The organism is Sphingomonas melonis DAPP-PG 224 (assembly GCF_000379045.1).
Lineage (GTDB): Bacteria > Pseudomonadota > Alphaproteobacteria > Sphingomonadales > Sphingomonadaceae > Sphingomonas > Sphingomonas aquatilis.
The window spans coordinates 1,882,501-1,909,144 of sequence record NZ_KB900605.1; the positions used below are offsets into that span (position 1 = coordinate 1,882,501).

Annotated in this window: 15 protein-coding genes, 1 tRNA gene and 2 rRNA genes; 6 read left to right on the forward strand and 12 right to left on the reverse strand. The window is 66.3% G+C overall.

The window, feature by feature from the left end:
• The first annotated feature begins 7 nt into the window (after nt 1-7).
• The 3 genes from SPHME3_RS0109245 to SPHME3_RS0109255 all read left to right on the forward strand — a co-directional run bounded on the left by SPHME3_RS0109245 (nt 8) and on the right by SPHME3_RS0109255 (nt 3,309).
• A 23S ribosomal RNA gene (locus SPHME3_RS0109245) occupies nt 8-2,805 on the forward strand.
• 181 nt (nt 2,806-2,986) lie between these two features.
• A 5S ribosomal RNA gene (gene rrf, locus SPHME3_RS0109250) occupies nt 2,987-3,101 on the forward strand.
• A gap of 131 nt (nt 3,102-3,232) precedes the next feature.
• Nucleotides 3,233-3,309 (forward strand) — tRNA-Met (locus tag SPHME3_RS0109255).
• A gap of 208 nt (nt 3,310-3,517) precedes the next feature.
• Here the strand turns inward: SPHME3_RS0109255 and SPHME3_RS20450 are convergent.
• From SPHME3_RS20450 to SPHME3_RS0109280, 6 genes are all read right to left on the reverse strand, one after another.
• A complete protein-coding gene (locus SPHME3_RS20450) occupies nt 3,518-4,066 on the reverse strand; it encodes a MipA/OmpV family protein (protein WP_081614854.1) in 549 nt (182 codons plus the stop codon).
• On the reverse strand, nt 3,967-4,392 hold the full coding sequence (locus tag SPHME3_RS21535; protein WP_051076122.1) for a hypothetical protein: 426 nt from the start codon (nt 4,390-4,392) through the stop codon (nt 3,967-3,969). The genes SPHME3_RS20450 and SPHME3_RS21535 overlap by 100 nt, the downstream gene beginning before the upstream one ends.
• Before the next feature lie 16 nt (nt 4,393-4,408).
• Nucleotides 4,409-5,836 (reverse strand): efflux transporter outer membrane subunit, encoded by a 1,428-nt coding sequence (locus SPHME3_RS0109265; protein WP_017979445.1) that lies wholly within the window; start codon nt 5,834-5,836, stop codon nt 4,409-4,411.
• On the reverse strand, nt 5,829-8,870 hold the full coding sequence (locus SPHME3_RS0109270) for an efflux RND transporter permease subunit (protein WP_017979444.1): 3,042 nt from the start codon (nt 8,868-8,870) through the stop codon (nt 5,829-5,831). Before SPHME3_RS0109270 ends, SPHME3_RS0109265 begins: the two co-directional genes overlap by 8 nt.
• 3 nt (nt 8,871-8,873) lie before the next feature.
• Complete coding sequence (locus SPHME3_RS0109275; protein ID WP_231372470.1) at nt 8,874-9,944, reverse strand: efflux RND transporter periplasmic adaptor subunit; 1,071 nt, start codon at nt 9,942-9,944, stop codon at nt 8,874-8,876.
• A gap of 95 nt (nt 9,945-10,039) precedes the next feature.
• Nucleotides 10,040-11,110 (reverse strand): AraC family transcriptional regulator, encoded by a 1,071-nt coding sequence (locus tag SPHME3_RS0109280; protein ID WP_017979442.1) that lies wholly within the window; start codon nt 11,108-11,110, stop codon nt 10,040-10,042.
• Nucleotides 11,111-11,341: 231 nt separating this feature from the next.
• Between SPHME3_RS0109280 and SPHME3_RS0109285 the strand changes: the two genes are divergently transcribed.
• Nucleotides 11,342-13,087 (forward strand): DUF6055 domain-containing protein, encoded by a 1,746-nt coding sequence (locus SPHME3_RS0109285; RefSeq protein ID WP_231292035.1) that lies wholly within the window; start codon nt 11,342-11,344, stop codon nt 13,085-13,087.
• An 18-nt stretch (nt 13,088-13,105) separates the two neighbouring features.
• Here the strand turns inward: SPHME3_RS0109285 and SPHME3_RS0109290 are convergent, their stop codons facing one another.
• From SPHME3_RS0109290 to SPHME3_RS0109300, 3 genes are all read right to left on the reverse strand, one after another.
• The gene (locus SPHME3_RS0109290) at nt 13,106-14,764 is read right to left on the reverse strand and encodes a peptide-N4-asparagine amidase (protein WP_017979440.1); all 1,659 of its coding nucleotides are present in this window, start codon (nt 14,762-14,764) and stop codon (nt 13,106-13,108) included.
• Between the two features lie 83 nt (nt 14,765-14,847).
• Nucleotides 14,848-17,709: a M16 family metallopeptidase gene (locus SPHME3_RS0109295; protein WP_018250689.1), complete on the reverse strand. Its 2,862-nt coding sequence runs from the start codon at nt 17,707-17,709 to the stop codon at nt 14,848-14,850.
• A 204-nt stretch (nt 17,710-17,913) separates the two neighbouring features.
• Nucleotides 17,914-21,087, reverse strand: coding sequence for a TonB-dependent receptor (locus tag SPHME3_RS0109300; protein ID WP_196795641.1), 3,174 nt, complete (start codon nt 21,085-21,087; stop codon nt 17,914-17,916).
• 223 nt (nt 21,088-21,310) lie between these two features.
• Between SPHME3_RS0109300 and SPHME3_RS0109305 the strand changes: the two genes are divergently transcribed.
• Nucleotides 21,311-21,880, forward strand: a complete 570-nt coding sequence (locus SPHME3_RS0109305) for an RNA polymerase sigma factor (RefSeq protein ID WP_024310307.1) — start codon at nt 21,311-21,313, stop codon at nt 21,878-21,880.
• Entirely contained in the window at nt 21,877-22,899 is a 1,023-nt protein-coding gene (locus SPHME3_RS0109310; RefSeq protein WP_017979436.1) for a FecR family protein, read from the forward strand. Before SPHME3_RS0109305 ends, SPHME3_RS0109310 begins: the two co-directional genes overlap by 4 nt.
• Before the next feature lie 65 nt (nt 22,900-22,964).
• On the opposite strand, the gene SPHME3_RS0109315 is transcribed toward SPHME3_RS0109310, so the two are convergent.
• The 3 genes from SPHME3_RS0109315 to SPHME3_RS0109325 all read right to left on the reverse strand — a co-directional run bounded on the left by SPHME3_RS0109315 (nt 22,965) and on the right by SPHME3_RS0109325 (nt 26,635).
• Nucleotides 22,965-23,615 carry a TetR/AcrR family transcriptional regulator gene (locus SPHME3_RS0109315; RefSeq protein WP_017979435.1) on the reverse strand — a complete coding sequence of 217 codons (651 nt, stop codon included), beginning with the start codon at nt 23,613-23,615 and terminating at the stop codon, nt 22,965-22,967.
• A gap of 111 nt (nt 23,616-23,726) precedes the next feature.
• The gene (locus SPHME3_RS0109320; protein WP_231292034.1) at nt 23,727-25,676 is read right to left on the reverse strand and encodes a putative bifunctional diguanylate cyclase/phosphodiesterase; all 1,950 of its coding nucleotides are present in this window, start codon (nt 25,674-25,676) and stop codon (nt 23,727-23,729) included.
• A gap of 218 nt (nt 25,677-25,894) precedes the next feature.
• Nucleotides 25,895-26,635: a queuosine precursor transporter gene (locus SPHME3_RS0109325; RefSeq protein WP_017979433.1), complete on the reverse strand. Its 741-nt coding sequence runs from the start codon at nt 26,633-26,635 to the stop codon at nt 25,895-25,897.
• Between the last annotated feature and the right edge of the window lie 9 nt (nt 26,636-26,644).

A 26,644-nucleotide genomic window follows, 5' to 3' on the forward strand; every position in this document is an offset into this window, starting at 1 on the left:
GGACTCTCAAGCGTGAGGTAAGGGCAATTCGTGGATGCCTTGGCATGTACAGGCGATGAAGGACGTGGCACGCTGCGATAAGCTGCGGTGAGGTGTGAGCAACCTTTGACCCGCAGATTTCCGAATGGGGAAACCCACCTATCCGTTTAATCTCGAACGTTGTCCGCAAGGACGGCGAGCGGGGTTAGGCGGGAACAGGTATCTCAAAACTGAATACATAGGTTTCGAGAAGCGAACCCGGTGAACTGAAACATCTCAGTAGCCGGAGGAAAAGACATCAACCGAGATTCCGTTAGTAGTGGCGAGCGAACGCGGACCAGGCCAGTGCTCAGATTTCAACTAGCAGAACCATCTGGAAAGTTGGGCCATAGCGGGTGACAGCCCCGTATGCGAAAGTGATGATCTGAGACTCGAGTAGGGCGGAACACGTGTAATTCTGTCTGAACATGGGGGGACCACCCTCCAAGCCTAAATACTCGTACATGACCGATAGCGAACTAGTACCGTGAGGGAAAGGTGAAAAGCACCCCGATGAGGGGAGTGAAACAGTACCTGAAACGGATTGCCTACAAGCAGTAGGAGCTCTCTTGTGGAGTGACTGCGTACCTCTTGCATAATGGGTCTGTGACTTAATGTATCAAGCAAGCTTAAGCCGATAGGTGTAGGCGCAGCGAAAGCGAGTCTGAATAGGGCGCCGTAGTTTGATGTATTAGACCCGAAACCCGGCGATCTAGGCATGACCAGGATGAAGGTGCGGTAACACGCACTGGAGGTCCGAACCGATTAACGTTGAAAAGTTACCGGATGAGTTGTGTTTAGGGGTGAAAGGCCAATCAAGCCGGGAAATAGCTGGTTCTCCGCGAAAACTATTGAGGTAGTGCCTCGAGCGGACACCCTAGGGGGTAGAGCACTGGATGGATGCGGGGGTCGCGAGATCTACCAACTCTAACCAAACTCCGAATACCTAGGAGTGATACTCGGGAGACAGACGGCGGGTGCTAAGGTCCGTCGTCAAAAGGGAAACAGCCCTGACCTACAGCTAAGGTCCCCAAGTCGTGTCTAAGTGGGAAAGCATGTGGAAATCCCAAAACAACCAGGAGGTTGGCTTAGAAGCAGCCATCCTTTAAAGAAAGCGTAACAGCTCACTGGTCTAAACAAGGGTTTCTGCGGCGAAGATGTAACGGGGCTCAAGACACGCACCGAAGCTTAGGGTGTGATCTTACGATCACGCGGTAGCGGAGCGTTCCGTACGCCTGTGAAGCGATCTGGTAATGGGTCGTGGAGGTATCGGAAGTGCGAATGCAGACATGAGTAGCGATAAAGAGGGTGAGATGCCCTCTCGCCGAAAGACCAAGGGTTCCTGCGCAAGGCTAATCCGCGCAGGGTGAGCCGGCCCCTAAGACGAGCCCGAAGGGGGTAGTCGATGGGAACCACGTTAATATTCGTGGGCCTGGTGGTGTGTGACGGATGGTGTGTGTTGTCTGACCTTATCGGATTGGTCAGGCTTCGAAACTGTCCCAGGAAATAGCCCCACCGTATAGACCGTACCCGAAACCGACACAGGTGGTCTGGTAGAGTATACCAAGGCGCTTGAGAGAAGTGTCCTGAAGGAACTCGGCAAATTGCCTCCGTACCTTCGGAAGAAGGAGGCCCCACGTAAGCGCAAGCTCTCGTGGGGGGCACAGGCCAGGGGGTAGCGACTGTTTAGCAAAAACACAGGGCTCTGCTAAGTCGGCTTCAAGACGACGTATAGGGCCTGACGCCTGCCCGGTGCCTGAAGGTTAAGTGGAGGGGTGCAAGCTCTGAAATGAAGCCCAGGTAAACGGCGGCCGTAACTATAACGGTCCTAAGGTAGCGAAATTCCTTGTCGGGTAAGTTCCGACCTGCACGAATGGCGTAACGACTTCCCCACTGTCTCCAGGACATGCTCAGCGAAATTGAATTCTCCGTGAAGATGCGGAGTACCCGCGGTTAGACGGAAAGACCCCGTGCACCTTTACTGCAGCTTCAGAGTGGCATTAGGAAAGAACTGTGTAGCATAGGTGGGAGGCTTTGAAGCATTGGCGCCAGCCGGTGTGGAGCCATAGGTGAAATACCACCCTGTTGTTTTCTGATGTCTAACCTCGCACCGTTAGCCGGTGCAGGGACCCTCTGTGGCGGGTAGTTTGACTGGGGCGGTCGCCTCCTAAAGAGTAACGGAGGCGCGCGATGGTGGGCTCAGGCCGGTTGGAAACCGGCTGTTAGAGTGCAATGGCATAAGCCCGCCTGACTGCGAGACTGACAAGTCGAGCAGAGACGAAAGTCGGTCATAGTGATCCGGTGGTCCCTCGTGGAAGGGCCATCGCTCAACGGATAAAAGGTACGCCGGGGATAACAGGCTGATAACCCCCAAGAGCTCATATCGACGGGGTTGTTTGGCACCTCGATGTCGGCTCATCACATCCTGGGGCTGGAGCAGGTCCCAAGGGTTTGGCTGTTCGCCAATTAAAGTGGTACGTGAGCTGGGTTCAGAACGTCGCGAGACAGTTTGGTCCCTATCTGCCGTGGGCGTCGAAATTTGAGAGGAGTTGACCCTAGTACGAGAGGACCGGGTTGAACGTACCTCTGGTGTACCTGTCGTCGTGCCAACGGCGCAGCAGGGTAGCTATGTACGGACGGGATAACCGCTGAAAGCATCTAAGCGGGAAGCCTCCCTCGAGATAAGATTTCATAGGACGGTCGGAGACCACGACCTTGATAGATCGGATGTGGAAGTGCGGTAACGCATGGAGCTAACCGATACTAATTGTCCTATTCGCGCTTGAGAGGACACACCATCAATGACAACCCTGGGTTGTCGACGATAGGCGTGGATGTCAGCGTCGAACGCCAGATACATATTCCAGTAACAGTGCACGCATCGATTTGAACCATAGCTAAGCCGCACGGCCAGCACGCATGAAGCGTGCCGACCGAGCGGCTCAGCTCTCCCGCACACGCTTCATTGCCTGGTGGCTATAGCGTCGGTGTCCCACCCGATCCCATCCCGAACTCGGCCGTGAAACCCGACTGCGCCAATGGTACTACTGCCTAAGCAGTGGAAGAGTAGGTCGTCGCCAGGCATTGAAGCCTGTGCGGGAAACAAGAACCCATTCATGATTTCGTCCCAACGGGACACGCAACCCTCGCCACAAGCGGGGGTTCTCGCGTCTCCAACGGACATTCCATCAAAGTCCACTTTGATGGTCCTTGGCGCGGGGTGGAGCAGCCCGGTAGCTCGTCAGGCTCATAACCTGAAGGTCACAGGTTCAAATCCTGTCCCCGCAACCAATCCTCACAAAAGCCCCTGACCACCCGGTCCGGGGCTTTCGTGCGTTTGGGCCCACACCCATCCCCAGCGCAACCGCACAACAGAACCGCTCGAACTTGCGCGGCAATGTCCGCGGAGCGGGCCTGCGGCCTTGCTGACGTTGCATATCCGCTCACGTCGCCTCAAGACGCTACGCCACCGAATGACGGCCAGCACCATCGCCGAACGTCACGGTCGCACCACGGCCGATTGAAAGCTATAGGCGAGCCCCAGCGCCCCCAGCCGCTGGCCGCGAGACCCGGCCTGCGCGACGATCGGACTATCGCCGATGCTGCCGGTCATCCCCCCGTACGTGCCAAGCGCGACGAGTTGGACGCCGTGCAGGAGATTGCCGCGCACCGTCCGAACGCCGATCAGGCCGATGGTCCAGCTTTTCAACCCTCCCTTCGCATCATAGACGGGCAGGCCGCTTCGGATACTGCCGGCGGGTGAGATGCTGTAATAGGTTCGGGCATAGCGATCTTCGGCGATGTCGGCCGATGCCGTAAAGGCCACCGCCGCATGAAGCGAGAGCGGCGTGAAATAGGTCAGGCTGGGCTGCCAGACCCCCGCTTCATGCACGCCGGAGACATCGTGCCGATAAGACAGCGCCATGGCGAGCTTGTCATAGGGGCTGGTCACGACCCCCGTCTTCTGGACCCCGACATAGCCGCCCATTTCGACGGCGAGGCCAAGTGCTCCGAGCGCCCGTACACGAGGATCGTGAATAGCGCCCATGGCGCTGCGATTGAAATTGATCTGGGCAAACGGCCCCACTGTACCTGCCAGACCGGCCCGGGTCGGTCGCGCAGCAGATTGAGGCTGGCCTGGTTGCCCGCGACGACGAAGCTGTGTCCCTTGACCGATTCGATCGCGGCGGGCGCGACGACCGGGCGGTAATGGTCCGAACCCTCATAGTCGGGAACGACCGCCAACCCCGCACCGACCGCGACGATGTCGCGATCGAGGGGGTCGGTGTCCTGACGGGACTGGGCCGTGACGGGTGCGGGGAACAGGCAGGCGGTCAGCCATGCCGTCGCGCCAAAGACAGGAAATTTCGACACAGGAAGAACCTTTCGATCAGCCGCCGAGGGCGACGTGCAGCTGGATGCGGGCGAGCGCGCCAGCGATGGTCTGGCGGAGCAGCGCCCGCTCGGCGGCGGTCTGTGCGGCTTGCGCCTCGATCAGCGGCCCGGCGGCGATGTCGCCGCGCCGATATCGCGCCTCGATCGCGGCCACGGTTTGCGTTTGGGCAAGGCTGTCGATCGTCGCCAGCGCCCGCCGTCGGTCGAGCGTCCGCACCATGGCCAGCGCATCGTCCACCTCGCGCCAGGCATCGCGCACCGTTTTCTGATAGGTAAGGGCGGCGCTGCGCTCTTGGGATCGACGGAGCGACAATTGGCGTTGCAGCCGCCCACCCGCAAATATCGGGATCGACAGCGCCGGACCGACGCCGGTGGTACGCGCATCCCAACCGAAATCGGCCAGGTTCAACACGTCGATGCCGAAGAGGCCGGAGAGGTTGAGGCTGGGGTAGAAATCCGCCTGCGCGGCACCGATCGCGGCAGTTGCGGCGTGTAAAGCGGCTTCCGCGGCCAGAATGTCCGGTCGGCGTCGGGCGAGATCGCTGGGGATGCCGGGCGCGGGGGCGGCCAGCGCCGGCATGGCGGACCGATCGGTCGCGTCGAAAGGTGGCATATCCGGGTTGCGGCCGACCAGCACCGCCAAGGCGCGGGCGCTGCGCGCGATATCGGCGTCGAGCGTCAGCAACGCATCCTGTCTCGCCCGCCGCTCCCGATCCGCCGCGCGGACGTCGATGCCGGTGGCGAGGCCCCGCGTCTGGAGTGCGGTGGCGATCGCGAGCATCCGGTCGCCCAGCGCCTGCTCGCGGAGCGCAAGCCTGCGCTCCTCCACCAGCCCGCGCCATTGCCAATAGGTTTGCGCGACCGCCGCCTCGACCGACAGCCGCGCGCCACGGGTGGCGGCGTCCGCTTGCGCGGCCCCGGCGGTCGCGGCCTCCACCTCGCGCCGGGTTTTGCCCCACAGGTCGATCGCCCAGCTGGCGCTGGTATCGGTCTGGTAGAGGTCGAACGCATAGCCCTTGGGAATCGTAGCGTCGGCGGCATTCGGCGACTGGCCCAGCAGCGGCGCCAGGACGCCGGCCAGCCCGGCGGTGCCGATGCGGTTGCGACTATAATTGAGCTGTGCGCCAACCTGAGGCAGGCTGTCGGCATGCTTGGCGTCGCGGGCGATCCGCGCCCCGACCAGCCGCTCCTCGGCGATGCGCAGGTCGAGATTGGCGGCGCGCGCCTGATCCTCCAGCCGGTCGAGCAGCGGGTCGCCGAAGCTACGCCACCAGGGCGCATCGGGCTGGGTCGGTGCTGCGACGGTCCCCTGCCACCGCGCGGGCAGGTCCGCGATGGGCGGATGAAAATTCGGGCCGACCGTGCAGCCGCTCAGCAGCAGCAGCGCGACCAAGCCCGCGCCGACGGTGCGACGATCAATCATGCGCGGTTTCCTTGGCAGTATCCTCGCGGCCGAAGAGCAAAAGGTAGAAGGCGGGCAGCGCGACCAAGGTCAGGATGGTCGCGCCGATCAGTCCGCCGATCATCACGATCGCCATCGGCCCCCAGAAGATGTTGAAGCACAGGGGGATGAAGGCGAGCACGGCGGCCAGGGCGGTCAGCACCACGGGGCGCGCGCGGCCGATCGTTGCCTCGATCACCGCGGTACGCACCGCCATCCCCTCGGCCCGGTGCATCTCCACCTGATCGACCAGGATGATGGTGTTGCGCATGATCATCCCGGCCAGCGCGATCAGCCCCAGCAGCGCGACGAAGCCGAACGGCGCGCCCGTCAGCAGCAGCGCCGCCACCGCGCCGATGATCCCCAGCGGCGCGGTGGCCAGCACCAGCAGGGTTCGCGGCAGGCTTTGCAACTGGATCATCAGCAGCACGAGCATGATCCCGATCGTGACCGGAAGCAGGCGATAGATCGCGCGGTTGGCGTCGGCAGACAGTTCGCCGTCGCCACCCTCCGCGATGTCATATCCGGGCGGCAACGCAGCGCGGATGGCGGCGATGCGCGCAGCGGCGGCGTCGACGATCTCGGAGGCCTGGACGTCGCCGATCATGTCGGCCTGTACCGTGATGGTCTGCGCGGCATTGCGCGTCCAGACGATCGGCTGTTCGGTGGTCGGCGACAGTGTCGCGACCTCGCTCAGCGGCACCATGCCGTGCGCTGTCGATACGGGCATGTCGATCAGACCGCCCAGGTCGTGCCGATCCTCGGCCCGACCGCGCACCATGATGCCGATCCGCTTCGTCCCACGCAGCACCGCGCCGCCCGGCGCGCCCGACAAGGTGGCGGCAAGATCGCTCGCCACCTGCGCCCGGTCCACCCCCAGCGCCGCCGCACGCGCCGGATCGATCCGGAAGCGCGCGACCGGTGCGGCGATGCCCCAGTTGATCTGAACCGCCGTGGACGATGGGATGGCGCGCAGCACCGCCGCGATACGCTGAGCGATCGCGCGCAAGCGGGCGGGATCGGGCCCGGTCACCCGGTATTGGACCGGCGATCCCAGGCTCGGCCCCAGCGACAGGCGACGCACATGCAGGCTGGCGCCCGGGATGCCCGGCATCCGCTCCAGCTTCTCGATCAGCGCATCGCGCGCCGCCAGATCGCGGGCCACCAGCATCACCGTCGCATTCGCCGGATTGGGCAAGGCCGGACCATAGGGAAGGTAGAAGCGCGGCGCCCCGCGACCGACGAAGCTGTCCATGGTGCGGATGCGCGGGTCACCGCGCAGCAGGGTCTCCAGCCGCCGGGTCGCCGCTGCGGTCGCGTCGATCGAGCTGCCCGGCCGCATCGCGAGGTCGATCATCACCTCGGGCCGGTCGGAATAGGGAAAGAATTGCTGCCGCACGCGTGTCGCGCCGAGCAGGCCGACCGCCAGCAGCGCGATCGTGATGCCGGCGACCAGCCAACACCGGTTCAGCGCCCACTCGATCGCGGCGCGCAGTCGCCGGTAGAGTCCGGACGGCCCGGCGGCATGGCCATGCCCCCGCGCCATGTCCGGCAACAGCTTGACGCCCAGGAACGGGGTGAAGACCACGGCGACGATCCAGCTGACCAGCAGCGCCGATCCCGTCACCCAAAAGATGCCGCCCGCATATTCACTGGTCGTCGACTGAGCGAGACCGACCGGCAGGAACCCCACGACCGTAATCAGCGTGCCGGTCAGCATCGGAAAGGCGGTGTGCGTCCAGGCATAGGATGCGGCCTGATGCCGATCGACGCCCTGCTCCATCTGGACCACCATCGCTTCGACGCTGATGATCGCGTCGTCGACCAGGAGGCCGAGCGAGAGGATCAGCGCGCCGAGCGAAATCCGCTCTAGCCCGATCCCCGCCACCCCCATGTACAAAGCGACGATCGCCAGCGTCAGCGGCACCGATAGCGCCACGACGATCCCCGTCCGCCAGCCGAGCGTGACGAAGGCGACGACTAGTACGACGGTCAGCGCGCAGAAGAATTTGATGAGGAAGGTGTTCACCGCCTCGCGGATATTGGCGCTCTGGTCCTCGACCTGCGTCAGCCGCGCACCGGCGGGCAGCGTGCGCCGAACCTGCTCGGCCGCCGCGCGGATTGCCTTGCCGAAGCCCAGTCCGTCCGCGCTCGGCCGCATCGACACGGCCAGGATGACCGCCGATCGGCCGTCGTGGCGCACCACGGCCTCAGGCGGATCGGCAAAGCCCCGCGCGACCGTCGCCATATCACCCAAACGCATCGCGCCGGACGGCGTCGGGATCGACGCGCTTTCCAGATCGCGAACGTCGTCCACCTCGCCGTCCAGCCGGACGGGCGTCTGCATCGCGGCCTGTACGCCGCCCGCCGGGGCAATCGCCTGACGCTGCGCCAGTGCCTGGGCCAGGCGACCGGGCGACAGGCCCATGCCGGCGAGCCGCCGCGGATCGACATCGACGAACAGCCGCTGCGGCAGTTCGCCGATGATCTCGGCCTTGCCCGCTCCGGGTACGCGCAGCATCGTATCGCGCGCCTGCTCCGCCAGCCGGACCAGCCGGGCATTGTCCGCGCCGGTCAGGGCAAAGACGTAACCATAGACGTCGGCATTGTCCTCACTCGCCGCCAGCGACGCGCCGGCCGGCAACGCGGGCTCGATGTCCTTCAGCTTGTGCCGGACCTGTTGCCAGACATCCTTGACCTGTCCGGGAGGGGCGGCGTCCTTCAGCTCGACGGTGATGACGCAGGCTCCGTCGAGGCAATAGGTCTGGAGATAGTCGAGATAGTCGATCCCGCGCAGCGTGCGCTCGACCGGATCGGCGATCTGCGCCTGCATCTGCGCCGGGCTCGCGCCGTCCCAGCGGGCGGACACGATCATTTCCTTCAGCGTGAAGCCGGGATCTTCGTTGCGCCCCAGCGCCAGGAATTGCGCCGCGCCCGCGACGAAGAGCAGCGCGATCAGGAAACCCACCAGGGCGGGGTGCCGGATCGCCCAGCGGGATAGGTTGAGCCGGTCCATGGCTCAGTGGAACCCCGGCTCGATACCGGCATCGACCACGCTCTGTCCGTCGACCAGCGTGTCGGCGGCGGTCGCGACGATCGACTGGCCATCACGCAGACCCGTGACCAGCGCATCGCGCCCCAGCCATGCCGCGATGCGCACCGGCTGACGCCGGATGTGGCTGTCGGGCCGCAGCGTCCAGACATAGGGGCGCCTGTCCGCATCGCCGATGGCAGACAGGGGGACGCGGACCTGCTGGTCCGGCGTGGGGGTGCGCAGGGTAAGCGTGACCATGCTGTTGTAGGGCGGTGGCGATCCCGTGCCGCTCAGGACGAAGCGGGCATCGCGCAGATGCGACGTCGGATCGCCCTCCGGCGCGAGGCGGCGCAGCCGGGCGGTGAACGTGCCCGCGCGGCCTGGCATGCCGACATCGGCCATCACCCCGGACATCAGGCGCAGATCGGCCGGTGCGTGGATCTCCACCTCGGGCGCGCCGCTGGCGAGTTTCAGCACCGCGCTGCCCGCCTCGACGACGCTGCCCGGTTCGACGAGGCGCGCGGTGATGACCCCATCCTGCGGCGCGATCAGTATCGCGTCCGACAGCATGTCGCGGCTGCGCCGAACGACCGCAGCGGCAGCGGCGACCTTAGCGGCCGTTGCGCGGGCGGCCAGAGCCCGCTGGCGGACCTCCGCGCTCGACAAGGCGCCAATGCCGTCCAGCCCGCGCGACCGGTCGGCCGCATCCTGCGCTGTCCGCGCATCGGCGGTGGCGGCGGCGAGCTCGGCCTCGGCCTGTGCCGCTCCGGCTGCGGCGTCGGCCTTGCCCAGGCGGCCCAGCACCTGACCGGCGCGCACCGTATCACCGACCTGAACGGTGAGCGTCAGCACCCTTCCGGGCCGTTTGAACGCGAGCATCGTCTCGCGATAGGGGCGCACGACGCCGCTGAACTGGCGAAGCGCGCCGCCCGCGGCATGGACGGGCACGACATCGACGATCGCCGTATTGCGATCGGGCTGCTGCGACGGCGGCGACGCACAGGCGGACAGGGGTAACAGAAGCGCGACGAAGTGACGGTGGCGAGCAAACGGCATGACGGCCCCCAGAAAGCGGAACGGGCGCGCCATGCCGGGTGCGACGCGTCGCGCCTCCCGGATTTCCGATTTCGACCGATCGATTTCGAAATCGATCAGTCCGACAGGGGCGGAGTCTCCAGATGCCGGCGACGGTAGGCGCTGGGCGTCTCGCCGAGCCGCGCCTTGAAGCTGCGGTTGAAGACCGCCAGGCTGCCAAAGCCCGCATCCATCGCAATGGTCAGGATCGGCACGTCCGCCTGTTCGGGATCGGCCAGCGCGGCGCAGACCTCGGCCACGCGCAATCCGTTCAGATAGTCGCTGATGTTGCGATGCCCGAAACGGCCATTCACCAATCGGCGGACGCGATATTCGGGCACGTCGAGCCGCGCGGCGATGGCGCCGATGGTCAGCTCGGGCTCACGGTACAGGCGGTCCTGCATCATCGCCCTATCGAGCGCACGGGCGAGCGGCTCGTCCTGCTCCTGCGGCGGGGACGGATCGGCGGCGATCACCAGGGGCAGCGTGCTGTCGGGCGCGGCGGATGCGAACATGTCCCGATGCCGCAGGCCGAACAGCAGCAGCGCGAGACCGAACGTCCCCATCAACATACCGATCGCGCTCGTGATACCGGCAATGGCAAAGCGGCCGAAGGCGCGCCCCGCGACCTCCGCGCCGATCGTCCAGAGCACGACGATCGTGACGATGACGACGAACGCCACGCGCGCGCGCCGCCGCGCCTCCACCAGATCGGTCGCGCGGTTCTGCCAGGCATGGCGCAGCGCATCGACGGTAAGCGCGATGCCCGCGACGTACAGAATCCCATCGAGCGGATGAAGCGGTGCATGCGTCCCCCGCTCGCCGCCGATCACGGCCGCGCTGACGCCGAGATACCCCAGCGCCGGGGCCAGTTCGGCAACGCCCGGGCGGAAATCGTCCTCGAACCACGAACGGGCAAACAGCCAGAACAGCGGCAAACTCGCCGATCCGGCGAGTTGCAGCAGTGTGACGAGCGTCGGCCTATGCTGGACGAACGGCAGAGCGGCCGCTTCCGTCAGCAACGCGGCGCATGCCAGGGCCGCGCCGTAGCGACCGGCGCGGGTCGGCGCTTCGCTAAGGAACAGCGCGACCGCCAGTGCGAGCAACGTAGCTATGCCACCGTGCAGCCAGGCTTCGATGCTCAGCACGCGGGTCTTTCTGCGGTGGCGCCGATCGCGTGCGACGGCACGCTGTCGGTCGGGTGAAAGGTGGGGAGGCGGGGTCTTCCGCGCCGACCTATTGCGGCGATCCCGGCTTGCCAAGCGGCGAGGGGCGGTTTCAGCGAGATGCATGGTGCGGTGCTGTGGCGGCGTTACGGCTTTTCGATTGTGCCTTGTCGTATCCCAGGACGAGAGGTCGCGGGGTGGGGAGTGATGCGCATGGCGCGGGGAGTGCGATGGGTGGCGCTGGTGTCGATGGTGGTCGGCACGGCGGCGTTGCATGCCGGGCCCGCGTTTGCTGCGGCGTCGTCCGGCTGTCGGAGCCACACGACACTGGCACCGTGGGGGCGCTATCCGTTGAGGCGCTGGACCCCGATCCGGCAGGTCCGCCAGCCCGCAACGATCGACGATGACGGCAGCAAGCGCGAGGGGCTGGCGATCGGTGCGCCGTTCCGCGCGCGCATGGTGCAGGCCTATGGCGTCGACGACGGCGAGGCGCGCCGGATCGTGGAGATGGTGACGGCGGAGGGCTGCTATCGCGCGTTCCGCGCGGATTCGTTCGTCGCCGCCGACCAGGCCATCATCGCTGCCGAAGTCGCGCGGCATCCCTCCACCCCCGATCCCGCCAGCTATGCGACCGTGCTGGAGCCGGGGCAGGTGGAGCCAGGCGACATCGAGGCGGGCAAAATCGCCAAGTACGAGATCCAGCATTTCGTCTTCTGGTACGGCACGAACACCAAGGGCGACAGCTATGCCTATGCACGCGACACCGGGCAGGACTGGCGCACCGTCCTGACCCGCGCGGGGGCGTGGGCGGAGCAAGTGTGGCATCTGAGCCGCGATCTGACGGGCGCACCGATGCCTTATGCCGACCGTCCGGCCGGCGAACGCCGACGCATCGCGGTCTACATCTCCGGCACCGGGCGCCCCCATGTCGCGGACGGCGACCTGATGTCGGGCACGCCGGTGGCCTCGCCCGCGATCTGGATCGCCGCGAGCATGCTCAATTACGGGTCCAAGACGTTCGCGCATGAATTCGGCCATGTCATGCAATTCTATTCGGGCGGCCTGCGCGACAGTCCGAGCGCCGGGGCGATCTGGGAAGCGGGCGGCAACTGGATCGGCAACCTGCTCGTGCCGGGTTCGACGACGTGGATCGGGAGTTACGGCAACCGCCAGTATGTCGGGCCTTTGTGGCCCGATGCGCGCTACGGTGCGTTTCCGTTCCTCAACATGCTGTTCGAAGATCCGCGCACGCGACCGCTCGTCTGGGCGGGGTGGACCCACAATGCGCGGACCGCCTCTTGGGCGTCTACCGAGGATTTCGTGCCGACCATCCTGCGGCTCGGCACGGCATCGGGCGCCTATCCGAAGGGCTTTCGCTCCTTCGCCGACGACATGGGATGGTATGGCGCGCGGCTCGTCACGCTCGACTTCATGAACCAGCGCGCGCTGCTGGACGCCGTTGCGCAGTCGCGGTTCGTCTTCGGCGGGAGCCGCTTTGCCGCCTTGGTTCCGGGCGACCGGCCGGGCCGGTTCGTGCCGCAGTCCGACCAGGTGCTGCACCAGTTCGGCACGGACCTCATTCCGCTGACTCCGACCGGCCATCGCGACACCGTGTCCGTACGCCTGACCGGCGCCACGACCGCCAAGGACGCGGCATGGCGTTTCGCGCTGGTGGCGGTGCGGGGCGAGGCGGATGCATCCTATTCCCGCCTGGGCGCGGTCGAGGGGACCGGTAGCGCCACCGTCTCCTATCGTATCCCCAAGGATGCGCGCCTGTATCTGGCGGTGACGGCGACGCCGGGCGTGTATGAATCGCTTGGCTGGCAGAAGCCCGGATCGACGGAGGGCGCGCGCTTTCCCTATGCCGTCGATATCAGTGGCGCGGCGCCGCGGCTGAAGGGCGAGGTCGATTGCCGGATGCCGCAAATGACGCTGAAGGGGCCGCCGCCCGCCTGCTGACGGGGGGCTCTGCGCCGCCTATCGGGCAGGGGGCGTCGTGGTGCCGGACGTGTACACGACGGTGTCGTCGGTCACCACGGCCGTTCTGTTGTAGCGACGTCCGCCCGCACCCGTGTCGTGTGCGGTCACGGTCACCTGGTTCGGCGTGGGCCGCGGCGGTGCGAACAGCGAGAAGCTGGGGGCGAAGGTCGTCAGCGTCTGTGCCGTGCGGCCGTTGTCGGGGCCATCGTCGCTGATCGTGCGCTCGCTGGCCTGCGCGATCTGCGTGCCGTTTTTCACCCCATAGAGCGGCGGCTGGACGCCGATGTCGATGGCCAGTGTGTCGCGTTCGGCGATGCGGCGCCGCGATGGCTTCGCGCCGTGCGTCGTGACGGTCATCGTCTGGCGTGCGGCATAGCGCTTGCTCGACACGCCGGTGTCGCGGGTGTTGGTCAGCCGCTGGTCGAGGTCATAGGCGACGCGGGTGACCACGCGACCGTGAGGGGTGTCGACATAGCCCTCGACACGGTCGGCGCGCGTGGCGATCGTCTGCACCGTGCCGATCGCGCCCGGCCCTCGTGGCGCGCGAAGCTGTCGCGTGACGATGCGCGCGGGGGCGAGCGTGTTGGCGGTCAGCGCGCCGGTCACCACCGGACGGGTGGGATCGACCGTCCCGATCAGCGTGCCCGACACGCGGAAGAACGTGCCGGCGGTCGGCATGGCAAGTGCGATCACATGCGGCTGGCCGTCGTTGAGCAGCGCGGCGAACGGCGTGAGGTCGACCCGGGCGGGCGGCAGGTTCAGCGCGCGCAGGGCGGGCACGCGTCGCCACAGGCCGGGATTGATACCGCCGGTGAAAATGTCGGGCTGGACCGAGCGGACGCCCGCCAGCCGTCCGTCGATCCGTACCTCCACCTCGCGATACGGTGCGTCGCAGGGCGGCGGCCCGAAGATGTTGCGCTGGGCGAGATTGCCGGGCGCGCAATCGTACCAGAATTCCTCGCGCTCCTGCCCGATGGCGAACAGGTCGATAGCCAGTCGCGTCAGGTTGCGCGGGAAACGGATCGTGCGTGACACCATCGGCTTTTGCGGGTCGAGCCGCGCCAGTCCCGCTGTCACCGGCAGGACCACGCCGTCCGGCCGGGGCGCTTCCCCGGCGTAGAAGACCAGACGGGCGCCCCAATGGACGTGCGCATCATGGTCCTTGTCGAGATAGTTGACCAAGGTCGCCCGGCCATCGGTCGGCGTGCGGAGCAGCGCGGCATAATCGGTCACGTCGCGGGCGACCTGCCAATGCGGGGCATAGGTATCGCCGGGTTCCATCGTCGTGCCGAGGAAGAGGGTGGCACCGCCCAGCGTCAGGTCGGCGGAACGGTCGAACTGCGTACCCGTGGTGACGTCGAAGTCCGCCTCCAGCACCACCTTGCGCCACGGGCCGGGACAGTCGGCAGGCGGGCGGTAGGCCAGTGGCAAGGGTTCGTCGCCCTGGAAATCGCGCCGGTCGAACAGGGTGACGGTGCAGGATGGACCGCTGGGGCGGGGCAGCGGCGGGCTCAGGTCGACCACGGCGTTGCCGATCGGCCGTGGCGCGGTCTGGCCAGCGGCGGGTGCGCCGATGCTGGCCGATAGCCCGGCGGCGAACAGCGCCCGCCCCATGATGCCGCAAAGGCGGAAGCGCGGCATATGATCGATGTCCATGGCCTGTCCCAGGTCAAAAGAGGAGCGCGTCCGCGCCGATGGCTGCCCGGGGCGAGGCAGGATCGGCCCCGCCCCAGTGCGCCTCAATGCTTGGCCAACACCTCAGCCGGGGTCACCACCTCGACCGGCAGGCCCAGTCCTTCCAGCTGCGGGCGGATCGTCTTGGCATCGCCCACGACGGTCCAGACCCATTTGGCAGGCTGCAGATACTGTCGCATCGCAGCGTTCGCGTCCCGCAGCGCTACCGCGCGGATGCGCGCGTCGAAGGTGCTGAAGAAGTCGTCCGGCCAGCCGTTGCGCTGGAGCATGGCGGCGGCGGCCATCACCTGCCCGCCGAAGCGGAACGAGGCGACGTTCTTACGCAGCGTGTTGGCGACGGCCTCGTCGAACTCCTCCTGCGTGATCGGCCGGTCGGTGACGATCGCGTTCAGCTCCTTCTGCACCTCCTTGATCGCAGGGCCGACCTTGTCCGGCTGTAGCTGCACCTCGACCTGATAGCTCGACCCCAAATCGTTGACGTCGAAATTGCCCGACGCGCCATAGGTCCAGTGCTTGTCCTCGCGCAAATTCATGTTGATGCGCGAGGTGAACTCGCCGCCCAGCGCGATGTTGGCGAGACGCGGTGCGACGCCCTCATAGCTGCGCGGCATGTCGACCAGTTGCCCGCCACCGAGGAACGCCTGGACCTGGCCGGGCATGTCGACCAGCACGATCTTGGGCGGTCCGGTGACGAGCGCCGGACGCGGGTCCAGCGCGACCGGGGCGGGGCCGCGCCCTTGCACGCTCCAATGGCCCAGCGTCGCATTCAGCTTCGGCAATAGCGTCGCAAGCGGCTCGTTCGAGACGATGACCAGCTTGGCCTCTTCGGGGCGGACCCAGCGACGGAAGGCCGCCTCCAGATCGGGGCGGGTGATGGCGTCGACCTCGGCCACGCTCGGCACCTGCGACGCCTTGGCGAGCAGCGTCCCGGGCGCGAGCGCTTGCGTGAAGGCCGTGCCCAACAAAGTGCCGGGGCTGGTCGGCGCGGCCGTGACGCGCGACAATTCCTGCCGCCGATATTCCTCCAGCCGATCCTGCGGAAAGTCGGGGCGGGTCAGCATCAGCATCATCGTGTTCAGCGTCGTGTCTAGACTGGCGCTGGGCGCCGCGAACGAGACGCCGGAATCGGTGTTCTGCGCGCTGCCGTAGATCGCCGCGCCGGTCCGTTCGCGCAGCTGCTTGAACCAATGGTCGTCATGGCCGCCCGCACCTTCGTCCAGCATCTGGAACATCGCGCGGATCGTGCCGGGCTTACCGGCGGGATCGTCGACGCTGCCCACGTCGAACGACAGTTCGGCGGTGGTGAAGGGGACGGCGTCGTGCTGGACGTAGAGGACGGGAATACCGTTCGCCAGTTTGGCGTGCTGCACCGGCGGGAAGCGGGCGGCCTGGGGCTCGCCGACGCCGGGGATGGGGCCGCGCGTGCCGCTTTGCGGGGCGACGACGGCGGTCTTGGGTGCATCGGGCACCTCGGCCCCTGCGACGCTTTCGTCGCCGGCCGCGGTCATGCGCGGTCCCGGGACGATCATGCCGCGATAGCCCGGACGGCCCAGCCACTTGCGCGCATCGGCCATGACCTTTGCCGGGGTCAGGGCGAGATACGCCATCAGGTCGTCCTTATATTTGGCGGGCGAGCCGAGTACCGAATTGGCCTGCATCAACAGGCCGCCGCGCGCCTCGATCGTCTCGTTGTTGCGGACTGCCGGAATGATCCGCGTCGCCTTGTAGCGCTCCAGCGCATCGGCGGACGGCGTGCTGCGCAGGAAGGCGGCGATCGCGTCGTCCAGCGCCTTTGCCGCGACGTTCGGATCGACACCCTTCCGGACCGAGCCATAAATGGTGAATTCGCCGACGCCGCGATAGGTCGTGTTGTCGGCGCTGAGATTGTTGAACAGCTTGTCCTGACGCACCAGCTTGTCGAACAGCGGCGCGCCGTCGATGCCGGTCATCAGGCCCGATACCGCGTCGAGCGAAAAGTTCGCCGGGTCGCGCCCGCCGGGCACGGGCCAGGTCCGGGCGATCTGTGCCGTAGAGACGGGGCCGGTGAACGACTGGTTGATCGGCGCGGTCAGGACCGGCGGCTCGGCGGCGGGCGCGGTGATCGCGCGCCCGCGCGGGATGTCGCCGAAATAGCGCATCGCCTTTGCCTTGGCGGTCGCCAGGTCGATGTCGCCCGCCAGCAGGAGCGTGGCGTTATTGGGACCGTAATAATCCTTGAACCACTGATGCACGTCGGCGAGCGACGCCGCATTCAGATCCTTCATCGATCCGATGACGCTGTGGCCATAGGGGTGCGAGGCGGGATAGATCGCGCTGCGGCGGCTATAGCCCAGGATGCTGGCGGGGTTGTTGTCGTTGTTGCGCTTTTCGTTCTGGACGACGCCGCGCTGCTCGTCGAGCACGCCCTGGGTGATCGCACCGAGCAGATGCCCCATCCGGTCGCTTTCCACGAACAGCACGCGGTCCAGGCTGCCGGTCGGCACTGCCTCGTGATAGTTGGTGAAATCATAGCCGGTGCTACCGTTGACGCCGATCGACCCGGCGTCGCGCAGGTATTTGAAATAGTCGCCCGGCGCATTCTCGCTGCCGTTGAACATCAGATGCTCGAACAGATGGGCAAAGCCGCTGCGCCCCGCAGGCTCGAAGGTGGAGCCGACGGCATAATTGATGCTGGTATAGACGATCGGCACGCTGTGATCGGTGAGGACGATGACCGTCAGGCCATTGGGCAGCGTGAACGTCTGATAGGGAATGGTGAAGTCGCGGACCAGCTTGACGAGCTCCGCCGGGGTACTGTCCGGGTGGGATGCCGTGGTCGTTGCGGCGTTCGCGGGGCGTCCGGCCAAGGCCGGGACGGGGGCCAGGATCAGTGCCGTACCGGCCATCAACATCATACGCAGGCTCATCGACTTATCCTTGATCGGTTGGGGAGGCGCTGGTCGAGCGACGGTTCGGCACCGTGACAGGGGGGCGGAACCGTCGCGGGACAGGACAATCGGGGGTGGGAAAACCGTAATGGCGAGGACCATGTCTGGGGCGGCGTCCGGCGGCGCTGCGCCTATCGACGGTCCGCCGCACCCCGTCGTTTCGACGGGATGCGGCGGCCGGGGTCAGAACGACTTGCTGACCCCCAGATAGAAGTTGCGCAGCCGCGGATCGCCGTACGCGCTGTAATAGAGCGGGGCCTGCGTCACATCGAGCGGCGGCATCTTGTTGAAGATGTTGTTGATGCCGAAACGCACCGTCATCTTCTGCGGCAGGCGGTAGCTGATGTTCATATCATGATACATCTGGCTGGCGACCTTTGCCGATCCCTGCGCGGCCACGACGCTGCGATCCAGCGTCAGGTAATAGCCGCTGAGATAACGCGTCTGCCAGCCAAGGCTGAGCCGGTCCTTCGTCCATTGCAGCGACCCGCTGCCTCGGAAGCGCAGCGAACCGGATGCACTGGTGCCGGCCGCGAAACCGGCCGTGACGACGCCTGCGTAATTTTGTGCGGGCGTGTCGGCGAACGGCTGGATCACCAACTGGTCGACATAGGTCGCACGACCGATGGCCGACAGCTGACCGCCGAACAGGTTCGTGTCGTAGTTGAGCGTGAAGTCATAGGCCGAGGTGACCAGCGACGTCAGGTTGATCAGCGATATGTCCAGCGCGGTGATCGGCCCGACGGCAAAGCCCCCCGATGCCGGGCCGCGCGTGACGCGGTCGGGGTTGGATGTGATGAACTGGTTGAACTGCGACTGCACGGCACCGAAAAGCAGTAGCAGCGGATCGAAATACATGTCCCGCTTGTGGATGCGCGTCCAGTCGACCGAGAATCGCAGGCCGTCGATGAAATGCGGCTTCAGGATCAGGCCGGCCGTCCACGTCTTGGACGATTCCGGCCGAACGGCCGGATTGCCGCCCGAAAATCCCGAGATGACGCCAAGGCCGAACATCTGGGTGCCGATCAACTCGTTGTTACGCTGCGGATCGCGCATCTGAAGGGTGATCTGCGGGCGGGGGACCTTGACCAACTGGCTGAGCTGTGGCGGCAGATAGCCGGTCGTGTACGAGCCGCGCAGCGTGACGCCATCGATCGGCGACCAGAGCAGGCTGATGCTGGGATCGGTATGCGCATTGGTGGTTGTCGATCGCTCGATGACAGTTCCCGTCGGCGGGCAGTTGTCGAAATAATTATATTGTTTCGCGTCGAACGGTGCCGTGCAGGATACCGGGTCCGACGTATCGGTGCCGTCGCCGCTATAGGATTCATGCCGCGCCGACAGGCGCAATTCCAGCAATCGGATCAGCGGCAGTTGATGCTTGTCGCCCAGGATCGGGAACACGACTTCGCCATAGACCGACTTGGTCGTCTGGTGCGCGGTGGGGGTGAAGGTGGTGACCGCGCCATCGTCGGTCAGCAGCGTGAGAAGGCGCGAGTCCAGTTTCTGGGTGTTGATCTCGGTGTTGACGGTCAATTGCGGCTTGCCGCCCGGCAGCGAGAACGGCAGCGGCCCGGCAAGGCGTAGCGAGGGCGCGACGTTGCTCGATTTGCCGTCCTGCTGGCGCTGATAATAAGGCGTCTTGTCGTAGGTGAAGGGGAGTGGATAGGTCGAGGTATCGACGAGCGCGTTCAGAACCCCGGACTGGAGATCGTTGGAAGCGAACGCGTTGATCGCCGGCGGGCTGTTCGCGACCGAAAAGTTGGACTTGGAGTAGGAGACTTCGGCGACCGCCTGCCAGTCTGCCGGCAGCCGGACGATGGCACCGCCCAGCGTACGCAGTGTCGACGACACCTGCTTGATCCGGGCATCATAGGCGGGATTGGCCGGGAACGCGATCGCGAGATCCTGCGTGAACGGGTTGCTGGGGGCCGACGCGAACAGGAAGACCGAGTTGAGCGTGTTGGAGAAGGTGTTGACCGCCGAGGAATGCGACATGCCGATTTCGGCATAGGCGGTCAGCCAGCTGTTGAACGTGCGCCGCACCGCGACCGAACCGCTGTACTGATTCATCGGATAGAGCAGCGGCGCGCGGGCGCCGGTGCCGGCGGCGGTATTCGGCTGGTCGAGGTTGAAGGTGCCGAGCGACGAGAGCAGCGGAGCAAGGCCCGCCTTCGCGATCCCCGCATAGCCCTTGGGAATGGTCCCCAGGCCGCTCGACAGCGTCTGTCCGCCATATTGGGGCTTCAGCTGGAGCGGCGAGCCGTCCTGCGTCTTGAAGTTGACCAGCGAACCCTGCGGCGGATTGGTGAAGCCACCATAGAAAGAGCCGGGGTCGTTGGCGAGGATGTCGTCCAGCCCACGGCGGCGCAGATTGTCGCGGTCGCCGTAGCGCAGCGCCAGCTGCTTGGTCCAATTGCCGGTAAAGGTCAGGCGCGTGCGTCCTCCTTCCAGCGGCAGGCCGCCGGTGAGATCGATCGAGCCGCGACCCTGTTTGAAATCGCTGGTGTTGTCGTAGTTCGCCGACAATTCGGCGCCCTTGAAGTCGCGGCGCAGCACGATGTTGATGACGCCGCCCGATGCGCCGCTGCCGTAGATGCCCGAGGCCGACGAGGCGAGAACCTCGATCCGCTCCACCGCAGCGATCGGGATGCCGGTGATCGACGGCTGGGTGATGTCGCCATTGCCCAGGTTGATGCCGGGCTGGCGCCGGCCGTCGACCAGGATCAGCGTGTCGCGCAGGCCGATGCCGCGCAGGTTGATCGCGCTGACGCCGATCGGGCGGCGGGGATCGGCTGAGGTGCTGCCGCCGATCGCCTGATCGCCGACGGTGGGCGAGGTGTTGACGTTCAGCTGGTTGCGCAGGAACGTTTCGAGGTTGGGCGCGCCGCTGCGCTCGATCTCCTTGCGGCCGAGCACGATGAACGGCTGGCTGTCGTCCTGCGTGCGTTCGATGCCGGTGTTGAGCGACCAATTGACCTTGCCGTTGACGAGGATGTCAGGCGTGGCGCTGGTGTCGACCTCGTCGCCGGCCAAAGGGCGGAGGGCGACCGCACCATCCTCCGTCGTGACGATCTTCAGACCGGTGTCGATCAGCAGGCCTTGCAACGCCAGCAACGGGGCATAGTCGCCCTGGATGCCATTGGTCCGCTTGCGGCCGACATCGTCCATCCGATACACGATCTGGAGTTTGGTGACCTTGCTCCAGGCTTGCAGGGCGGCCGCCAGGCTCCCGGCCGGAATATCGAACCGCTGGGCGGCCCGTACGCCCTGCGTGGTCTGCGCCGCGACATGGCCTGGCACAAAGGCCGTCAGCATGCTCGCCCCCAAGGCGATCGCCACACCCCTTCTCTTCATCTGATGCCCCCTTGTTGCGGTCGCTCCCATCACGCCGCTCGGCAAGATTGTCATTCGAGCGCCACGAACCCGTAACATCGGATTTCAAAAAAGTTTACGATTGTGGAACTTTTCGCCAAAAGCGGTGGAAGAGGGGCTTGTCGCGTTTTTCCGTTAGGGTTTTGACGCGGTCGATTGTCATGACGGCCGAACCCCTTTGACGAAGGAGTGTCTCGGGCGGGCGATGGTAGACGACAGGCAGTTGGAGCGGTGGTTTTGCGAGGAGGTGCTTCCGCTGGAAGCGTCGCTGACCCGCTATCTGCGTCGTAACTGGCGGACGGCCGAGCAGATCATGGATATCCGGCAGGACATATACGAGGCGGCGCTGACGGGCGGGCGGCAGGAATTGCCGACGAACACCCCAGGCTATGTCTTCACGATCGCGCGCAATATCCTGGTCAACCGGGCGAAGCGCGAACGGATCGTGCAGTTCGAACATTATGCCGACATGGAAAGCGTCGATCAGGGCGTGGATCTGTCCGCAACCGACCGCCATCTGGATGCGCGCGACGCGCTGCGCCGGGCGCAGGAGGGGATCGAGCGACTGCCTCCGCGCTGCCGCGAGGTCGTGCGCCTGCGCAAGATCGAAGGCTTGTCGACCCGCGAGGCGGCGGCGCGCATGGGTGTCGGCATCGATACGATCGAACGCCAACTGGTGCTCGGTATCCGCGCGATGGCCGATGCGATGCTGGGCGGTGCGGGAAAGATCCGTCGCGGCGGCGCGGCCGGCACCGGCAAGGCGCGCCGCCAATGAACCGCGCGACGATGATCGAAGAAACCGCCGCGCGCTGGATCGTCCGCCAGGAAAGCGGGGAATGGTCCGCCGAGGACGACGCCGCGCTGACCGCGTGGCTGGACGAGCAGATGGCGCACAAGGCTGCGTTCTGGCGGCTGCGCCACGGCTGGGCGGCGGCAGACCGGGTCGGCGCGCTCGGGTTCCAGAGCGCCGCCCCGCGGTCGCGCGCGCGGCGCGGCTGGCAGGCGGTGCTGCGTGCCCGCCCCCGCGCGATCGGGGCGATCGCCGCCGCACTCGCGGTGACGGTGGGGATCGGCACCACGGTGGTGCGATCGCCGACGGGTTTTGGTGTGGGGCATGGTGCGCAGGACACGGCGTCGCCATCGCAGTCCGGGCCGGTGCGGGTGCAGACGCCGGTCGGCGTGCGCCACGCGATTGCGCTGCGCGATGGCAGCCGGGTGGAACTGAACACCGCGACCGTCGTGCGCACCGCGGCCGCCGATCAGGGGCGTGAGGTCTGGCTGGATAAAGGCGAGGCCTATTTCGATATCGTCCACCGCCCCGACGATCCCTTCGTCGTGCATGCGGGGCCGCGAACGGTGACCGTCCTGGGCACGCGCTTCACGGTCCGCCGCGATGGGGACAAGGTGACGGTGGCGGTGCTGTCGGGCCGGGTAAGGATCGAGGATGCGACCGCCGGTGCGGGCACGCGCTCCGCCGTCATCGGGCAGGGCGACATCGCCTATGCCCAATCGCACGGCACGCTGGTGGCTCTGGCGGCACCGGCGCGGGTCGAAGCGATGACCGGATGGCGCGATGGCGTGCTGGTGTTCGACAACCAGCGGCTGGGGGACGCGGTGGCGGACTTCAACCGCTATACCAACCGCCCGATCCGCATTGCCGATCCTTCCACCGCCGACATCCGGATCGGCGGGACGTTCCAGATCGACAACAGTGCGGGATTCCTCGATCTCCTCCACTCCGCGTACGGGCTCAAGGTGCGATCCGACGCGAACGGTATCGTCGTCGAGCCGTGACCGGCGCGCGCGGGGCGGGGGCCTGATGCCAGAGCTGGCGGTCGGCAGCGACCGACCCATGCGCGCTAAAACGTCGCCATCGCCCCTTGCACCATCGGCCGGACGGTCAGGTCCACGAACCGGTCGATATCCTCGCTGCGGCTGAGGTCGATGTCGAATTGGCCGGCGCCGATCGTTCGCGCCAGGCCGATACATAAGGCGAAACAGCTATAGGCGAGCGGGCAGTTGCGATGCGCGGCGGCGGTATCGCTGAGGTCGAACCCGCCCTCGCCATAGATCAACTCGGCCATGCCGACGAACGCGCGCAGCGAGGCGGCGCGAAACCCCGGGTGGATCGTGCCCCGATCGGTGCGCCCGAACATGACCCGGACCAGCTCGGGCTGGGCAACGCCGAAGCGGACGTAGATCTGGGCGTGGCTGATCAGCCGGTCGACCTTCGTATCCTTGGTCGCGGCCGCGGCCTGCAATGTGACCTCCAGCCGGTCGAACGCCTCGCGTGCGATGTCGAGCACGAGGAAGTCGATGCTGGGATAATGGTTGTAGAAATTGCCAGGCGTCACGCCGAGTTCGCGCGACAGGCGGCGCACCGTGACATGTTCCAGCGTTTCGGTGGCGAGGATATGTTCGGCGACCTTGCGCAGATCCTCGACGACGTTGCCTCGATGATAATTGGCGCGCGGCGCCGCCGGTTCGGGTGCGTTCTTCGAAGCCGCCATGGTGCCGGCTCTAGCCTTGGTGCGATACCCTGACAACCGACGTCGCCGGGACCGGCGCTCGGGCAACCATGGCACCGGCAGCGCTCCCCCGGCGAGCGAGGGATCGTGCCGTCACATCCGGTTGGTCCGCAACGGAGCCTGTGGGGTGAGATCGGGATCGGCGGTCGGATGGCCGAGCAGATAGCCCTGCACCTTGTCGACCCCCAGCACGCGCAGGATATCGAGCTGCGCCTGCGTCTCCACCTGTTCCACCACGATCGGCGTGCCGACCGCACGGCACAGTTCTACGACGCCGATCAGCAACTGGCCGGCGAGCGGACATTCGGCGATCGACTGAACGAGGCCGCCGTCGATCTTGATCAGGTCGAACCGGATGTGTTTGAGGTATCCGATCGAGGCAAAGCCGGCTCCGAAATCGTCCAGCGCCACGCGGACGCCGAGCGCCTGCAATTCGGCGATGGTCCGTCGCGCCACCTCCAGGTCGCGCAGCAGCGCGGTTTCGGTGATTTCGACGATCAGGCGATCGAGCGGAAAGCCGTGGCGTTCGCAGGCGGCGGCGACCATGGCGCACAGATGCGGCCCGACCTCGCCCGCGGTGACGTTGAACGACAGCGCGAGGTGCGATGGCCATTGCGTTGCCCTGGCGAGCGCGCGGGCGAAGAGATGGTCGGTGAAATGCATCGCGACGCGTGCCCGGTCCGCGACTGCGAACAGCTCGTCCGGCGGCACGTTGCCCAGGTGCGGGTGCTGCCAGCGCATCAGCGCCTCGAACGCGACGACCTCGCCGGTGCCGGTGCGGACGATGGGCTGGAAATGCACGTCGAGCTGCGCGAGCGCGGCCGGATCCTGATAGGCGGTTTCGATGATGCGGCGCCGATCGCTTTGCTGCTGCAAACCGACGTGAAAGGCATAGGGCTGCGCCTGCTTGAGCGCCTTGCTCTCGTACAGCGCCAGATCGGCGCGATGCATCAGGTCGATCGGATCGCCGGGCCAGGCGTCGCCCGTCGACAGGCCGATCGATCCGCGCGGCTGGATCACGTCGTCGCCGATCGTGATCGGCTGGTCGAAGATTGCCGCGATCCGCTGCGCCGCCTCTGCGACCTCGGCCGCGTCGGCGGTGGGCAGCAGCACGGCGAACTCGTCACCGCCCAGCCGCGCGCATAGCGCCTGGGGCGGCACATGCTGCGCCAGACGATCCGACACGCGTCGCAGCAGGACGTCGCCGACGCCATGGCCCAGTCGGTCGTTGACCGCCTTGAACCCGTCGAGGTCCATCAGCACGACGGTGGTGTCCAGCCGTTCGCCGGCCGGCCGCTGTGCTTCGTCCAGCCGGGCGAGGAAGGCGCGGCGGTTGGCGAGGCCGGTCAGCTGGTCGTTGAAGGCGAGGTGGGCGACCTCACGCTCGCGCTCGATCGTCGTGGCATGCGCCTGCACGATGTCGTGGAATTGCTGGTGCTGGCGCTGCATCCAGGCGAACAGCAGTACGGCGATGACCGACAGGTTCGCCGCCGCCGCCATCAGCGCAGGATTGCCCGTCGCGATCATCGCGACAACCATCGGGACCGTTCCCGACCAGATCACGGCATAAGCGGCGCGGGGCAACGAGACCATGCAGACCGCGCAGGCGATCGTCGACAGCGCTGCAAAGAACGGGATGAAGGCGGCGACGTCCGCGCTGCGGGTATAGAGCACCCAGGCGCTCCACGCGGACAGGCTCAGGCCGAACAGCAAAGAGGTGCGGACCGTCGAGGCGAACATCCGCCGTGCCGCCGCCGCGCCGGCATAATGGACGCGCCGCCATTTCAGGATGCGAACCACGCTGGAGCATGCCAGGACGCACGAGGGCAGATAGGTGACGGGCGCCGCGCGCGCGGACGAGGTGATGAAGGTCAGGAAGGTGACGTTGATCAGCAGGATCAGGTGCAGGCTCGGCACCTGATGACGCAGCGCCCGGAACTGCGCCGCGGCAAGCATCTCGTCCAGTTCGCTATCGGCGGGACCAGGCGTGTGCGGCGATGTCTGCCTGGTGCCGCTCTGTCGGAAGCGCGTGAGAGTCGCCACGACTCGCGACAACCGCCCCCGCACGGCCCGCGTCACGGGCGATGCGGGGGGTGAGGGCAGGGGCGCGATTGTAGCCATAACCGACTGATTAGCGGCTAAAAGTGAATCCCTTCCTTCGGTGCGCGGGCGCGGGGCATTATTTGTCGAAGAGGGGGCTGCGGCGACCGATGCCCGTCGAGGGGGGAGGAGCGATCACCCCTGCGAGGCGCGGCTGTCGATCAGACTCGCGCGCGGAATGGCGTGAAGTCCGTGCCCCGGTCGAACACGTCGACGCCTTCGGCCCGCTTCAGCGCGCCCACGACGACATAGGTCAGCGGCGTCAGCACGATCTCCCACGCCACCTTCAGCGCCCATTGCGTGAACAGTACGGTGACGACCAGCTGGGGCGTGAAGCCTTCCGCGCCCAAGAAGGCGACGGGATAGAAGATCAGGCTGTCCACGCCTTCGCCCAGGATGGTCGAGCCGATCGTGCGGGTCCACAGATGCTTGCCGCCGGTCCACACCTTCATGCGTGCCATGACATAGCTGTTGACGAACTCGCCCGCCCAGAAGGCGAGAACGCTCGCCAGTACGATCCGCGGCACTTGGCCGAAGATGACGGCATAGGCCGCCTGGTTGCCCCAGGACGGCGCCGGGGGCAGGGCGACGACCACCCAGCTCATGAACGCCATGAACACGACCGCCGCGGTGCCCGCCCAGATCACGCGACGCGCGCGGGCATAGCCGTAGACTTCGGTCAGCACGTCGCCGATCACGTAGCTGACCGGAAAGAACAGGATGCCGGCGCCGAACGGCCATGGCCCGATGCCGGGCAGCGTCACCTGCGCGACCTTGCCCGCGCCGATGACGTTCGACAGCAGCAGGATCGCGACGAACGCCGCCATCACGAAATCATAATAGCGAAACGCCTGCCCCGGCAGCGCGCTCGCATCGACCGCCCGTTCGTGCCCCGTATCCATGGCGGCGCA